The organism is Scytonema sp. NUACC21 (assembly GCF_054684315.1).
In genome coordinates this window covers 156026-172801 of the sequence record NZ_BAAFZH010000101.1, presented here as the reverse complement: position 1 = coordinate 172801, position 16776 = coordinate 156026, and the positions used below count along the sequence as shown (strand labels likewise).

Annotated in this window: 4 protein-coding genes and 1 pseudogene; 3 read left to right on the top strand and 2 right to left on the bottom strand. The window is 46.5% G+C overall.

Features of this window, described 5'->3' with window-relative positions; translation table 11 throughout:
* Positions 1-107 precede the first annotated feature (107 nt).
* Positions 108-2354: an FdhF/YdeP family oxidoreductase gene (locus tag ACYRY3_RS33165; protein ID WP_460205915.1), complete on the bottom strand. Its 2247-nt coding sequence runs from the start codon at positions 2352-2354 to the stop codon at positions 108-110.
* 101 nt (positions 2355-2455) lie between these two features.
* Here ACYRY3_RS33165 and ACYRY3_RS33160 point away from each other — a divergent pair.
* Positions 2456-3142: pseudogene (locus ACYRY3_RS33160) on the top strand (class I fructose-bisphosphate aldolase); the annotation flags it as partial.
* Between the two features lie 260 nt (positions 3143-3402).
* Here the strand turns inward: ACYRY3_RS33160 and ACYRY3_RS33155 are convergent.
* Complete coding sequence (locus ACYRY3_RS33155) at positions 3403-4005, bottom strand: alpha-ketoglutarate-dependent dioxygenase AlkB (protein ID WP_460205914.1); 603 nt, start codon at positions 4003-4005, stop codon at positions 3403-3405.
* A gap of 668 nt (positions 4006-4673) precedes the next feature.
* Between ACYRY3_RS33155 and ACYRY3_RS33150 the strand changes: the two genes are divergently transcribed.
* Together ACYRY3_RS33150 and ACYRY3_RS33145 are read left to right on the top strand one after the other, a co-directional pair.
* Entirely contained in the window at positions 4674-13304 is an 8631-nt protein-coding gene (locus ACYRY3_RS33150) for a MupA/Atu3671 family FMN-dependent luciferase-like monooxygenase (RefSeq protein WP_460205913.1), read from the top strand.
* Positions 13297-16761: a non-ribosomal peptide synthetase gene (locus tag ACYRY3_RS33145; RefSeq protein WP_460205912.1), complete on the top strand. Its 3465-nt coding sequence runs from the start codon at positions 13297-13299 to the stop codon at positions 16759-16761. The genes ACYRY3_RS33150 and ACYRY3_RS33145 overlap by 8 nt, the downstream gene beginning before the upstream one ends.
* The last annotated feature ends 15 nt before the right edge of the window (positions 16762-16776 follow it).

Here is a 16776-nt window from a genome sequence, read left to right as displayed (position 1 = left end):
GTCATCTTTTATGGATAACACCATTTTACAAAAAGGGTGATACAAATCAATAGAGACGCGCTGTTTGAAGCGTCTCTACAGATACCTATAAAAAATATCCCTAAAAGTTATGTCGGGTCTCCAGGCCGTGGAAACTTTTCCAACCGTACCACTGCATTGTAATCAGGTACTCCTTCACGCGATCGCTTACTTCTATCTAACAGCACATTACCTTCGGGCCAATGTACCTGCAAATTTCTTGGGTTAACTGGTGCGATACACACTCGTCCTTTGAACTCACCCAAATTATTCTTAAGAACAACAGCGTCACCATCTTTGAATCCTAACTTTGCTGCATCTGCTTTATTAATCAACACTGCCTCTCTCAGTGCGCCAGTGATGGCGTCCTTATGCTCTTGCACCATACTATTAAATTGTTTGCCCCGGCGTGTAGTGACCAAAAAATAACCTTCTGGTAATTCTTGCTCTTGACGAGATACCACTGCAAAATGAGCTTTGCCATCTGCTGTGGGAAATTTCCAGCCAAAGCACAAATGCGATCCACCATACTGGAATTGATCCCCGGCTTCCTTGAGATGTTGAATCCCAGCATATTGGGGAACCACTTGAGCAATTTCTTCGCGAATTGCAACCGTATCGGCAAAATGTAGAGACGTGCCATGGCGCGTCTTTCCAACGCGTCTTGCCAATTCCACAAACACCTCCCATTCCGGGCGTGCTTCACCAATACGAAGACCTTTAATTTCCGGGCTGAAGATGACTCGGCGTTCAGTGCTGGTTTCTGTGACTCCCCCTGGAATTTCATAACGAGTTGTGGCTGGAAGAAGTACAACCGTATCAGCTGGTTCTACAAGCATTTGGCTGGAAAGGACAATATCCATGTGGACTCGCAGTGGAACCCGTTTTAAGGCAGCTTCAACGTAATCTGGTTCTGGAAGGACTTCCAAGAAGTTACCCCCGACAGAAAACAAAACGTTCAACTGTCCCTCATATGCAGCGTTAATCATATCCGGCGCAATTAAACCCTTGGTAGTTGGCACATCAAAACCCCAAAGCTGACTCAACTCGGCAGCATTTTCTGGAGTCATGGGTTTACCACCAGGGAAAACTGTCGCGTAACAGCCCATCTCTGCACCCCCTTGCACTCCTGAGTGTCCTCGAATGGGCATCAAACCACAACCTTCCCGACCAACAAAACCTTTGGTGAGAGCCAAATTAATAATGGCTCGTACATTGTCTTCGCCACACTCATGCTGGGTAATACCCATACTCCAGACGAATACAGCCTTGTTTGCTTCCCCAACCATCTTGGCAAAGGCGTACATATCATCGCGGGATGCTCCAGAAAGCCTTTCTAAATCTTCCCAAGATTGAGCTTCAACAAAGGCTTTTAATTCATTAAAACCAGTGGTATGGCGATCGATAAATGAATGGTCTATCCAATTATTGGCGATCGCGTGCTTGATTGTCCCGTTCAAAAAAGCCATGTCCCCGCCCACGTTAACGAGGAAAAAATCTTCTGCAAACTTGGTACCAAACAAAGCACTTTCTACAATTGAGGGAACCCAGTATCGCTCCATTCCTGGTTCGCGGTAGGTGTTGATAACAACTATTTTTGTGCCTGCCTTCTTTGCGTAATGTAAATACTTAACAGTGACAGGTTGATTGTTTGCTACATTTGAGCCTATAAAGACCAATAAATCTGTACCAATCCAATCTTTGTAAGAACAGGTGGTAGCAGTTGCACCAAGGGCAGCTTTAAGACCTGCTGTACTGGGAGAATGGCAAATGCGGGCAGCATTATCGATGTTGTTTGTCCCCATAGCCCGCACAGCTTTTTGTGTAACGTAGTAAGTCTCGTTAACCGTACCTCGGCTGGTGATATAAAAACTCAGACGGTCTGGTGTCGTGGTGCGGATGCGAGTAGCAATCACATCCATTGCCTCATCCCAATTTACCCGACGAAACCCTTTTTCCCCCCGTTGACGAATCATTGGATAGGGTAGCCGCCCCAACTCGCGCAATTGGGCACTTGTTTTGGTTTGCAACTCCGAGACATCCTCTAGGATGGCTGGGTCAAAGGCTGGCATTGTGTTCATTTGCAAAAGTCGCAGTCGCACATTGCAGACATGAATTCCTTCTACAGTCCAATCCTTCATACCTGTTGTCCCTAAAGCGCAGCCATCACATACACCCTTATTGAGGATGTTCCAGGCATAGGGCAAATTTTTGCGGGATAGCCAAAGGGCTCGAAAAACTTCCCAGTAATTGTTGGGATATTGTTCTCCAATACCAAAGGGTTTCCAACTTGCCCAATTTGAGGGTGTCCAGCGTTTTTTGGGTTTAGGCAACATAACAAGGCACCTCTGTCAACAGAACACTAAATTATCGTGTCTAGTTCATAATGCTATCGTAAAGGCAAAGACACGCTTGTACATTATCTGAGGAAACCCTTATGACCACAACGCTGTCTGTACCTAGTTCTATTGAGTCTTTGCTGGGACAAGAAGCCGAAGACTTGCTTACCCACAAGGCAAAAGTTTCTAAAGATTTATTACATCTACCGGGACCGGACTTTGTAGACCGAGTTTGGCTGAACAGCGATCGCAGCCCCCAGGTTCTGCGTAATTTGCAAATTCTTTATTCTACCGGACGTCTTGCCAACACCGGTTATCTATCTATTCTCCCGGTAGATCAAGGTATTGAACACTCAGCAGGTGCATCTTTTGCGCCCAATCCTATCTACTTTGACCCAGAAAATATTGTTAAGCTGGCAATTGAAGGAGGCTGCAACGCTGTTGCAACAACATTGGGAGTTTTGGGGATTATATCACGTAAATATGCCCACAAAATCCCGTTTATTGTCAAACTGAACCACAACGAACTGCTAACTTATCCCAATCAATTTGACCAGATTATGTTCGCCTCAGTTGAACAGGCTTGGAATTTAGGTGCAGTCGCTGTAGGTGCGACAATTTATTTTGGTTCAGAGCAATCTACCAGACAAATTCAGGAAGTTAGCCAAGCTTTCAAACGTGCCCATGAACTGGGAATGGTCACTATTTTGTGGTGTTATCTGCGGAATAACGCCTTCAAACAAGACCAAGACTATCACCTAGCGGCTGACTTAACTGGGCAAGCATAACTGGGAACTAGTGGTCAAGGAACCTTCGTCACAAGGCAACGGAACCAAGCAGCGATGCGCTTCTAGTTGAGCGAACTTATACCGTAGAGTTGGGTTTGTCCAAATTTATCTAATTGTGGGTAACTTTGTCCAAACTTTTAGAAGCGGTGAGAAAGCGTGAAACCTAGGATATGAGACATCCAAGTCATTCTCAATTATTAGCAATAAGATGGCAACAGATTTTCTCTCGTAGTTGATAGCCACCGCTCAAGTCATCGTCATTCATCCTGAGTTGTGATATCAAAGACTCGAAGTGTGATAGAAATTCTTCGCTCCTGATATTTCTTGGAAAAGGGAACCTCATGCGTCCAAAATTTATTGGTTTCAAAAGGCATGACAAATACGTGACCGTGTTTCGCTATAAAATCTTTGTAGCCTTCTCCTTTCCAAGGACGCAACCTAAATATTCGCTCTTCTCCGTATGAGATGGTAACAATAGGTGCATCACTGAGCATATTTATAGTACTATCGCGATGTTTTCCCATGTAGTGACCTAACTTGCCATCATACCAATTCAATAAAATTCCATTGAGACGATTATCTATGTTATCCTTTGTCCATTGTCCAAGCGGTTCAAGCAATGAAGGCAGAGGTAAAGCTTTATTGACTCTTCCTGTATAACGATAATCTACACCATAAGCCTGCTGCCAACGTGGTGTTTTGACCAAACGCCCGTGCATTTGGATTTCATGAAAATCACACGGATGTATCGCCCATAAAGCATCAAATTCTGATTGCTTCAAATGGAATTGAGCTGGTAAAGTTCCAGTCCAAAATTTATGCTTTTCGTCTAATTGATGACACTCGAAACCATCATACATAGACTAACGCCATCTCCCTCATCTTTAATTATTTTTCTTGTTTGGTACAAATTTACTATAAAACCGGCGTGCAGTTAAACCCACATAAATTTGTTTTTGCGCGATTACCTTGGGAGCGAACTGGAGAACTTATACATATCTTTATAATATTTAATTTTATAACTAAAAACAGATGTCCATGTAATAAAATGATTTTCATTTTTAAAGCAGTAAACATACTGAGGAAAGTACGTAAATCATCGATAGATTAGTTCTAAGCATTAAAGTCAGTCTTCAGATAGAAGTAAGATAAAACAAGAAAAATTTAACTTAATTAAGGCTAATTTAAGAAAAAGTTAGTAAAAACAAAAATAAGGAATTCAAAATTTAAAATTCAAAATTAGAAAGCCAATCATGACAAAGCCTGTATTTCTAAGCTGTTTGCGAATTTTAGCGTGACAGCTTACCCTGCCTGAAAACCCTCTCCTAAGAAGCTATTGTAGGTGAATATACTCCTCTCTAATTAAATCAAGAAATAGTCACAGTCACTGCCAAAGTAGAAATATGTGTAAAAAAATCATTCTCTGAAAAGAGATTTTTACCCCCATATTCTCTCCCAAAAGTTTTTGCAACAGAACCATCTGAAAAGCCATTTTAAAAAACACTTGTTAAATTACGGGAGATACTAAATGACAGCCAGTCATAATTTGGGCTCCAAAGGTTTCCTTAAAGACAGTAATGTTGCTACTTTAGTAGACATTCTCCAAGGTAGGGCGCTACACCAGCCTGACCAAAAGGCTTTTATTTTTCTACAAGATGGAGAAATCGAGGAAGTTAGCGTAACTTATCGAGAATTGGATTTGCAAGCACGGGCGATCGCTGCGATGCTCCAAAGTCTGGAAGCCACAGGAGAGCGGGCGCTGTTGCTCTACCCGCCCGGTTTGGAGTTCATTGCCGCGTTTTTTGGGTGCCTGTACGCTGGGGTTGTTGCTATCCCCGCCTATCAGCCCCGGAGCAATAACCAAAGCATGGATCGCTTGCTGGCGATTTTGGAAGATGCACAAACAACGCTGGTACTGACAAGCACAAATACTCTGTCTTATCTAGAGCGACGGTTCGGTGACGCTACCGACTTGGCGGCTATACGGTTGCTAACTACCGACAATGTGGCTCTTGAACTGGCACAGGCATGGCAAACTCCAGAGATTGATGCAGAAACTTTAGCTTATCTACAGTACACGTCTGGCTCCACTTCTAAACCAAAGGGAGTCAAGATTTCCCATCGAAATGCGATCGCCAATTCACTAGATATTGCCCTGGGGCATGAAACTAATTCAGAGAGTGTGCTTGTATCATGGCTCCCGCACTTCCATGATTTTGGATTGGTTTACGGAATCATTCAACCGGTGCATCAAGGGTGTCCGTGTGTCGTAATGGCACCCACATCCTTCATTCAGCAACCAATTCGATGGCTACAAGCGATTTCGCGTTATAGAGCCACCCATAGTGGTGCTCCAAACTTTGCATATGAACTTTGTACTAGCAAAATCACGCCCGAACAGTGTACGACTTTAGATCTAAGTTCTTGGTGTGTGGCTGCAAATGGTGCAGAGCCAATCCGCCAAGAAACTTTACAAAGGTTCGTACAGACTTTTGAACCCTATGGTTTCCGTTGGCAAACCTTCTGTCCCAGCTATGGGCTTGCTGAAGCAACCCTGAAGGTTACTAGCGTAGGCAAGACAGAAATGCCTATTTTCTGCACTGTTGAGGCAACTGCCCTAGAAAGGCACCAAATTATTGAAATCTCTGCAAATGAGGCAGAGACTCGGATGCTGGTGGGATGTGGTAGTACTTTAGTCGATACAAAGATTGCGATCGCAAATCCCACCTCTCGAACTACTTGTCTGCCCAACCAAGTGGGAGAAATTTGGGTGTCGAGTGCCAGCGTGAGTCATGGTTATTGGAACCGACCTGAAGAGACAGAGCGTACTTTCGGCGCGTATTTAGCGGACACGAGAGAAGGTCCGTTTCTCCGGACGGGAGATTTGGGATTCATCAAGAACGGTCAGCTCTTTGTCACCGGTCGTCTCAAGGATCTCATTATCATTCGGGGTTACAATCACTATCCCCAGGACATAGAACTGACGGTAGAAAACAGTCATTCAGCACTGCGTTCAAACTGTACCGCAGCGTTTTCAGTTGATGTGAATGGAGAGGAGCGACTGGTCATAGCAACTGAAGTAGAGCGCAGTCACCTCCGGAATTTGAATGTAGATGAGGTCATTGGAGAGATCCGTCTGGCAGTAGCCCAACAGCACGAATTACAAGTTTATGCCGTATTGCTCCTCAAAACGGGAACCATCCCCAAGACGTCTAGTGGCAAAATTCAGCGTCAACCTTGCCGTGCTGGTTTTCTGTCTGGCAGCTTAAATGTGGTAGGAGAATGGACTGAGAGTGATGAAAGCTTAGCAAAGTTAAAGCATCTACAGGCAGAAGTAGAAACTTTAATGCAGCAATTAGAAACTCGCAAACAATACTCCTTCTCAAGTCATAATCATTCTAACGAGCAAAAGAATTTGCAACCGGGTTCTCAAACAGCCCAAGCAATTCAAGCCTGGTTAGTCTCTAAAATTGCCGAACGGCTGAGGGTCAATCCCCATGACATAAATGTTCGAGAACCTTTCATCCGTTATGGTTTGGATTCAATGGCAGTCGTAAGCCTGACGGGCGAGCTAGAAAATTGGCTCAAACGCAAGCTTTCTCCTACCCTAGTGTACGATTACCCCTCTATTGAATCCCTTGCTCGGTACATAGCCGGAGAATCGGATGTCTCAGAGTCAATCTCTCAGGTAGATGCAAACCGGGATATTGAAAGGGAGGCGATCGCCATTATCGGTATGGGCTGCCGTTTTCCCCATGCCAAGGACCCAGAAGCTTTTTGGCACCTACTGCATTCTCAAATGGATGCCATCACTGAGGTGCCAGAAGCGCGTTGGAATGTCAACACGTTCTATGACTCAAATCCAGCAACACCAGGAAAAATGGTGACTCGTTGGGGCGGATTCCTAGACCAAGTAGACCAGTTCGACCCCCTGTTCTTTGGGATTTCTCCACGAGAAGCACAGCGTATGGACCCCCAGCAACGACTGCTACTGGAGGTTGCGTGGGAGGCACTGGAAAATGCTGGAATTGCACCGGATAAACTGGCTGGGAGTCAAACTGGAGTCTTCATCGGCATCAGTACCAACGACTACTCACGGTTGCAGTTTGAGGATTATGCTCAAATTGACGCCTATGCTGGCACTGGCAACGCCTTTAGCATTACCGCAAACCGCTTGTCCTATCTACTAGATTTACGTGGACCGAGTTTGGCAGTAGATACTGCCTGTTCTTCATCTTTGGTGGCGGTGCATTTAGCGTGCCAGAACCTGCGTCATGGAGAGTGCAACATGGCTTTAGCAGGTGGGGTGAATCTCATTCTCTCCCCAGAGTTGAACATCACCTTTTCTAAAGCACAAATGATGTCTGCCGATGGTCGTTGTAAGACCTTTGACGCAAATGCTGACGGCTATGTACGGGGAGAAGGCTGCGGTGTAGTACTCTTGAAGCGGCTTTCTGATGCTGTGCGGGACGGAGACAATATCCTCGCACTAATTAGAGGTTCTGCCATCAACCAGGATGGTCGCAGTAATGGGCTGACGGCACCCAACGGACCTTCCCAACAAGCGGTCATCCGTCAAGCCCTAAAAAATGCTCTTGTGGCACCAGAGGAAATTAACTATGTAGAGACCCACGGTACTGGCACATCTTTGGGAGACCCTATTGAGGTTGATTCCCTCAAGGTGGTACTGATGCCCAACCGTTCAAAGAACGAACCCTGTGCTATTGGATCGGTAAAAGCCAATATTGGTCACCTGGAGGCAGCTGCTGGTATTGCCAGCTTGATTAAGGTAGTGCTGGCTTTACAGCATGAGGAGATTCCCGCTCAACTGCACGTGAACCAGTTAAATCCACACATTTCTTTAGAAGGTACATCACTTTTTATCCCCAAAAAGGGACAGCCTTGGTTTGCGGGTTCAAAGCGTCGTTTGGCTGGTTTGAGTTCTTTTGGCTTTGGCGGCACTAATGCCCATGTGGTACTGGAGGAGCCGCCTTTACCAACAAAAGCAGATATAAATGTCGATGTGCCTTCCGGACAAGAGCAAAGCGAGCGCCCATTGCACCTATTGACTCTATCTGCAAAAAGCGATCGCGCCTTGCAGTCCTTGGTGCAAAGTTATCAAGGGTTTTTAGAGACTCATCCTCAAGTGTCGCTGGCAGATGTTTGTTTTACTGCCAATACGGGGCGATCTCACTTTTCCCACCGTCTGGCGATCGTCACCGAATCGACCGTGCAGTTACAAGCGGCACTAAGTGCTTTCCTTAGTGGCAAGCAGGTACCTGAACTCGTGAGCGGACAAGTGCATAGCACAAATCGACCAAAAATAGTATTTTTATTCACCGGTCAAGGCTCTCAATATCCCAACATGGGACGTCAGCTCTACGAAACCCAGCCCATCTTCCGTCAGACTCTGGATAGATGCGACGAACTGCTCCGCCCCTATCTGGAACTGCCTCTGTTGTCGGTGCTTTATCCCAAAGCCGGGATAACCTCGCCTTTAGACGAGACAGCCTATACCCAGCCAGCATTATTTGCTCTAGAATACGCCCTCTTCCAATTATGGCTGTCCTGGGGGATTGTGCCCGATGCTGTTATGGGTCACAGCTTGGGAGAATACGTGGCAGCTTGTGTGGCTGGGGTGTTCAGCTTGGAAAATGCACTCAAGCTTGTCGCCCTTCGCAGTCGGTTGATGCAGTCTTTACCCCACAACGGTGAGATGGCAGTCGTTTTTGCTCCCTATGAGCGGGTAGCCAGCGCTGTTGCTCCTTATGAAGAACAGGTAGCGATCGCTGCTGTTAACGGACCTGAAAACACCGTCATTTCAGGAGTAAGAGAACAAGTGCAGTTGGTAGCCGAGGAGTTAAAGTCGGAGGGGGGACTCGTACAACCAATGCAGGTTTCTCACGCCTTCCATTCGCAATTAGTAGACCCAATTCTCAACGAATTCGAGTCCCTAGCAGCAACAATAAAGTTTCACAGCCCAAATATTGCCCTAATTTCAAATCTGACGGGCAAAATGTTTCAACCAGGGGAAATCCCGGATGCAAGCTATTGGCGGCGTCATATGCGATCTGCAGTGCAATTTCAAAAAGGGATAGATACCCTGATTGAGCAGGGCTGCGAATTGTTTGTCGAGTTAGGACCGCAACCAACTTTGTTGGGTATGGGCAAGCGCTGTTTACCGAAAGGCATTGGCACCTGGTTGCCTTCTCTGCAGAAAGACCGGGATAACTGGCAAACCCTTTTGAACAGTGCGAGCACATTGTACGTCAAAGGCGTGGATGCAGACTGGACTGGATTCGATGGGGGCTACCGACGGTGCCGCATACCCCTACCTACCTATCCTTTTGAGCGCCACCGTTATTGGTTCGAGTCTAACAAACACAGAGACAAACACCTTATAGATGTTCGGGAATCAAATCCACAGATGGATGTAAGTGTTTATAAGGTATCAGATACGACACCAGTTAGCACCCTTGAAGAAACCCCCCTTCAATCGCCCGCAGAGGAAAATCTTCCCAAATCTGACTCCGCAACCCAGTTTCTCCAGGAGAGAGGATTGGTCTCCGAAGCTACCGTGGAACGAATTATGACACGGCAGATCGAAGCCCTCACTCAATTTATGTCCCGACAGTTAGAGGTCTTACAAAAGAATAGTTTGTCTGCACATCAAGGGCTTTTATCGGAGACATCTCAATCTGTACAACCTGCAAACTATCTTGTCCCTCCATCTTCTTCGTCTGCTTCAGACAAGGTGGAGCATCCCAAAACAACTGTCAAACCACAAGTCGAACCAAAAATTGATGCAAAGCAGTCATTTGGGTTGTGGAAACGAAATACAGAGAAATCTTCTGTTGCTGACATTAAATCTGGGGAAATAAAAACAAGCCAAAATACGAAACAAGAAATTCAATTTAGCTTATTTTATTTCGGCAACTACGAATCAGAATTCATTGCTGACAAGTACAATCTGCTATTTGAAGGTGCAAAATTTGCTGATGAACACGATTTTGCAGCTTTATGGATTCCCGAACGTCACTTTCATGCTTTTGGAGGATTTTCGCCCAATCCATCAGTGATAAGTGCTGCACTTGCCAAAGTCACCCAACGCATACAACTACGTGCAGGCAGTGTTGTTCTACCACTGCATCATCCAATTCGCGTTGCAGAGGAGTGGTCGGTCGTCGATAATCTGTCCAAAGGCAGAGTAGGAATTGCGTTTGCATCCGGTTGGCATGCTAATGATTTTGTTTTCTCCCCTGAGTCTTATGGCAACCATCGCGAACTCATGTTTCAAGGAATTGAGACAGTGCAAAAACTTTGGCGCGGTGAATCAATTTCAGTTATAGATGGTGCTAAAAGCAATATCAGTGTCAAGCTTTTTCCCATGCCAATGCAGTCTGAGTTACCGATTTGGCTAACAATCGTTAATAATCCGGAAACCTATATAAAAGCTGGGGAAATGGGCGCTGGTGTTTTAACTAACCTCATGGGTCAGACGATTGAAGATTTAGCGAAGAACATAGCTTTGTATCGTGAGTCTTTGGCAAAGCACGGGTACGACCCAGAATCAGGTTCTGTAACAGTTTTACTACATACATTTGTAGGCAATGATGTTGATAAGGTTCGCGAAAAAGCTCGTAAACCTTTCTACGAGTACCTCCAGTCATCGGTAGGACTTTTTCAAAATTTAGTCAAGAGCCAAGGGCTTTCTGTAGATTTCAACAAACTTTCTCAAACCGAGCGTGAGTACATATTTTCAACTGCTTATGAGCGTTATATAGGAACGAGCGCTCTGATTGGAACTCCAGAGTCATGCTCGCCCATCATTGACAAACTCATAGCAATTGGGGTTGATGAAATTGCTTGCTTTGTTGATTTCGGAGTAGATACTGATTCCGTTTTAGAAGGGTTAAATCAGTTAAATTCTCTGAAAGAACAATATAAAATTCGCTCTGATGCTGCTCCCAAACAATTCCTGTCACATCCGCAAAAGCACAACAACTGGGTACAGCAATTTACAGACTGGATTCCCAATCTAGAGTTATCTGACGAGCAACAGCCCGAGCAAATCATTACAGAAAACCCGGATAATTGCTTGTACGAGGTGACATGGCAACCTCAACCTTTGCCGTTAGAAAAGCAGGATGAACTACTTGGAAACCGAGGAACTTGGTTGATATTGGCAGACACCTCCGGTGTTGGTCAGCAACTGGCAGATTTGTTGGTGCAACGGGAACAAAGGTGTATTCTTGTTTACCCAGGCGAAGCATATCAGCGCGTGGATGAAGGGCACTTCTACATTCACCCGGAACGAGCAGAAGATATGCAGCTGCTGCTGAAAATGACCTTGGGAGTAGAACAGCCCCCCTGTCGTGGAATAGTCCACCTTTGGAGCCTGAATATCCTGGCTGCAGAAGACACAAGCATAGCTTCTCTGGACACAGCCCAGATTTTAGGGTGTAACAGTATTATACATTTGGTTCGGGAACTGGAGCGCTCGGGATGGGGGGAGACGGTTCGCTTGTGGCTGGTGACTCAAGGAACTCAGATGGTAGAATCCAAACCGATGAAGTTGGCGATAGCGAAGCGCTGCTGCTTGCAGCAGATCGCTCAAGCACCTCTGTGGGGATTAGGTCTGACCATTAGTCAGGAACACTCTACCTTCTGGGGAGGATTGGTGGATTTAGACCCCCAAGCACCCATACATGATTCTTCTGTTTTGTTGTGGCAGCAAATTTGCAGTCAGGATGGAGAAGATCGGGTGGCTTTTCGTGAAAAACAGCGTTACGTTGCCCGTTTAGTACGCAAGCACGAGTCCACACTGCCAGCTGCTCCTCTTTTGTTGCACTCTGATGGCAGCTACTTAATCACAGGGGGATTGGGCGATCTGGGTCTTTTAGTTGCCCGGTGGATGGTGGAGCAAGGGGCAAAGCGGTTGATACTTTTGGGGCGTACACAGTTGCCCGAACGCACTTACTGGAACCAAGTAGAAAAGGACAGTCGCCTTGGCAGTCAAATTACTGCCATACAAGAGCTAGAGTCCTTCGGTGCCAGCGTGTATCTCGCATCAGTGGATGTGGCAAGTGAGGCGCAGATGAAATCTTTCATAGAAGCATTTCACCGTTCGGGTTGGCCACCCATTCGAGGCGTGGTGCATGCAGCTGGGCTGGTGCAGGACCGAACACTGGTGGAGCTCGATCCAACTGCTTTAAACGAGGTTTGGCGACCTAAGGTTGTAGGTAGTTTGCTCTTGCACCAACTCCTGGAAAATGCTCCTCTAGACTTTTTTGTTCTTTTCTCCTCGATGAGTTCCTTGCTACCTCAACCCGGACAAGGAAACTATGCTGCTGCCAATGCTTTCCTAGATGCGCTAGCGCACCACCGACAAATTGAGGGGCGACCTGCCTTAAGCATTAACTGGCCGCTTTGGGCGTTAGCAACTAAAGCTGGGGAAAAGCGTCTAGCTAAGTACCTCACACGCATGGGAATTAGAAATCTGGAGTCAAAGCTTGGTCTAGAACTGCTCGGAAAATTACTCCCGCAACATTCTGCTCAAGTCGCGGTGATACCTGTTAACTGGTCTCAGTTACGTGATGTTTATCCAGCTGCTCGCAAGATACCGCTGCTTTCTTATCTGCTGCAGGAGGAATTGGATGTTCTGCTTGAGCCAGAGAGTGTCCAAGGAAAAGAGCGTTTAACGCGAGACGTTCTCATAGCTGCCGAACCCGAAAAGCAGCAACGCTTGCTAGAGTCTTACCTTAGCAAACAGGTAGCTGGGGTGCTCGGGCTTACGGTATCTCAGCTAGATGTACACCAACCTCTTAACAAACTGGGACTTGATTCTTTGATGGCTGTTGAACTGAAGAACCGCATCGAGAACGACTTAGGGGTCGTGGTATCAGTAGTGTCCTTCCTTCAAGGTCCCAGTGTGACAAAGCTAACAACACAACTGCTTGAACAAATAGCAACACCTGCAGTGGAGTTGGCATTGCCAGTTACACTCAGCCAGAGTACACAAAACGTTAACCAATTTGATGGCATCAACACGGATAACACAGAGTATTTGTTAGCCAAACTGAATCAACTTTCCGAAGAGGAAGTAGATTCTTTACTAAGTTCCATCCAGGCTGAAAAGGAGGTTCAAGAGTGTGAGTAATATCTCTAACAATAATCAAGACTTACGCAGTCATGACGAACAAATTGCTTTCACGAATCACAGACAAGCAAAGAATGTGGAGACAGTAGCAAGAGAATCCGTCAGTGCTAATAATAATGGTAAAAAACCTTCACTCAATGAAAAGCGTGCGCTTCTAGCACAGCTACTTCAGCAAAAAACCAGCGAATCAAAATCTGTATCTTCTCTCTCTTGCGGTCAGCAGGCTTTGTGGTTCTTATACCAATTGGCACCGGAGAGCCCTGCTTACAACATTATGTATGCGGCACGCGTCCGCTCCGATTTGGACATTCTTGTCTTACAACGGGCATTTGGGGAACTCATAGAGCGTCATCCTGCCTTGCGGACTGGTTACACAGTACAGGACGGCAGTGCTGTTCAACAGATTCACCCCCACCAGAAAGTTGACATTGAAGTCATAGACGCTTCAACCTTGAGCCACGAACAGTTAAACGAGCGGCTTGCACAAGAAGCCGACCGTCCCTTCGACTTGGAAAGCGGGGCTGTACTCAGGGTAAACTTGTTTACAACAAGGGAGGGGGAATACGTTCTTTTACTGACAGTACACCATATTGCGAGCGATTTCTGGTCCCTTGAGGTGTTAATTAATGAACTCTGCCTGCTGTATTTTATAGAAAAAGCTGGTGTACTAGCGTCTCTACCTTCTCTCACCCTACAGTACACAGACTACGTTCGTTGGCAATCCCAAATGCTGGCAGGTTCTGAAGGGGAGCGGCTGTGGAGCTACTGGCAGAAACAGCTTTCCGGTGTGTTATCCGTGCTGGATCTTCCGACAGATCGCCCCCGTCCGCCAGTCCAAACTTACCGTGGAGCATCCCACTCCTTCAAATTGAATGAAGAACTGACCCAAAATCTGGCGGAATTGGCTAAAGCCGAAGGCGCAACTCTTTTCATGAGTCTCTTGGCTGCCTTTCAAGTGCTACTTTACCGTTACACCAATCAAGAAGACATCTTAGTTGGCTCACCTACAACTGGTCGGAGTCGCAACGAGTTTGCGGGAATAGTGGGTTACTTCGCCAACCCAGTTGTCTTGAGAGCAAATCTTTCTCAAAATCCCAGTTTCAAGGAGTTTCTCAGCCAAGTGCGCTCCACAGTCTTGGGGGCGATCGCTCATCAAGATTACCCCTTCCCGTTGCTAGTGGAGCGACTCTGTCCGAAACGTGACCCCAGTTTCTCGCCGCTGGTTCAGGTGATGTTCATTTGGGATAAGCCACACCAAAGGAATGAACAGAATAAAACAGTAGCGGGAAACAATCAAGAGAAACTAGAACTGGAACCCTTTGCCTCACAACAGAAAGGATCTGCTTTCGATTTGACGTTGACGATTTTTGAAACGGACAAGCGACTTTCTGCTTCCTTGCAATACAACACAGATCTGTTTGAAGCTGCTACTATTGCTCGGATGGCAGAACATTTCCAAACTTTGCTCAAAGGTATTGTCGCCAACCCAGAGCAACGGCTATCCGATTTGCCGATGATGACACCGCCAGAACTCCAGCAGTTACTGGTGGCATGGAATGACACTCAAGCCCTGTATCCGCAAGATGTCTGTATCCATCAGTTATTTGAAGCTCAGGTCGAACGCACCCCTGATGCTGTTGCAGCGGTGTTTGAAGATCGGCAAATGACTTACTCTGAGTTGAACTGCCGCGCCAACTGTCTTGCCCATTACCTCCAGAAACTGGGTATCGGACCGGATAGTTTAGTTGGGCTGTGCCTGGAGCGATCTGCTGCTTGCAGCAGCGCTTCGCTATCGCTAGAAATGCTTGTAGGTCTGTTGGGCATATTGAAAGCGGGTGGTGCCTACTTGCCCTTAGATCCCTCCTATCCCCAGGAGCGCTTGACATTCATGCTCGAAGATGCACGGGTATCAGTGCTCTTAACTCAACAACAGTTGGCGAACAACTTTGTAAAACACCAGGCACACGCAGTCGCTTTGGATGTAGATTGGGAGAAGATTGCCCGAGAAAGTCAGAAAAACCCAAGCAGTAACGTTACGAGTCAGCACCTAGCCTACGTCATCTACACATCGGGCTCCACAGGCAAACCCAAAGGAGTACAAGTCCTGCATGGCGCTGTCGTCAATTTCCTAACTTCTATGAGCCTTTCTCCGGGACTGACAGACCGAGATACCCTCCTATCCGTCACAACTCTATCCTTTGATATTGCGGTTCTGGAATTATTTCTCCCCCTCATGGTGGGGGCTCGTGTAGTCGTAGTGAGCCGGGAAGCAGCATCTGACGGCACACAGTTGCTAGAAAGGCTAACCCAGTCCAACACTACGGTCATGCAAGCGACTCCAACAACCTGGCGGCTCCTACTGGCAGCAGGGTGGCAAGGTAATCATCAACTGAAAATACTCTGCGGCGGGGAAGCCCTACCCCGCGAGCTAGCCAATCAACTGCTTGAAACGGGCGCTTCCCTTTGGAATATGTATGGGCCTACAGAGACCACCATTTGGTCCGCCATCTGTCGGGTTGACAACAGCAGTCAGTTAGTTCCTATTGGTCGCCCGATCGCTAATACGCAAATTTATCTACTAGATCGACACTTACAGCCCGTGCCTGTAGGAATTCCTGGCGAACTGTATATCGGTGGTGCGGGTCTAGCCAGGGGTTACCTCAACCGTCCCGAGTTGACCGGTGAAAAGTTTATTCCCAACCCCTTCAGTCACGACCCAAAAGAGCGTCTTTATAAAACTGGAGATCTAGTTCGTTACCTACCAGATGGTAATATAGAGTATATTAGGCGCATAGATTCTCAGACTAAGCTTCGTGGCTTTCGCATCGAACTAGGAGAAATCGAGACATTACTAAGCAAGCACCCTAGCGTGCGGCAGGCTGTTGTCCTGATTCAGGAGAATATTCCTGGCAATAAACGCTTGGTAGCTTATGTGACTCTGAATCAAGAGCAGGCATTTATATCCAATGAGTTACGAAACTTCTTGAAGGAACAGCTACCCCAGTACATGGTGCCTTCAACCTTTGTAACCCTCGATACCCTACCGTTAACGCCCAATGGTAAGGTAGACCGGAAGGCACTGCCCAATCCGGAGAGCCTTTCCTCAGAGTTGGCAGAGGCTTATGTTGGACCCCAAACAGAAGTGGAGCAAGCGATCGCTGCGGTTTGGCAAGAGGCACTTAGTATAGAAAAGGTGGGGATGCATGACAATTTCTTCGATCTCGGAGGTCATTCATTACTCATGGCTCAGGTTCATAAAAAACTGCAAGAAGTCTTTAAGAGAGATTTCTTAATGACTGAAATGTTTAAATACCCAACTATCAGTTCCCTGGTTGAATATTTAAGTTCCAAACAGGGCGAACAAACGCCTCTCCAGCAAAGTCAAAAACGACTTGAAATGCGTAAAAAATCAATGGAGCGCCGGAAAAATGCAACCCCGTCAAAAAGCATTTATTAGCATTTATTAAAACAT

Bases quoted from the DNA above. Each gene is read 5' to 3' on its own strand.
- ACYRY3_RS33165 (WP_460205915.1), bottom strand. From the start codon at position 2,354: ATGTTGCCTAAACCCAAAAAACGCTGGACACCCTCAAATTGGGCAAGT.
- ACYRY3_RS33155 (WP_460205914.1), bottom strand. From the start codon at position 4,005: ATGTATGATGGTTTCGAGTGTCATCAATTAGACGAAAAGCATAAATTT.
- ACYRY3_RS33150 (WP_460205913.1), top strand. From the start codon at position 4,674: ATGACAGCCAGTCATAATTTGGGCTCCAAAGGTTTCCTTAAAGACAGT.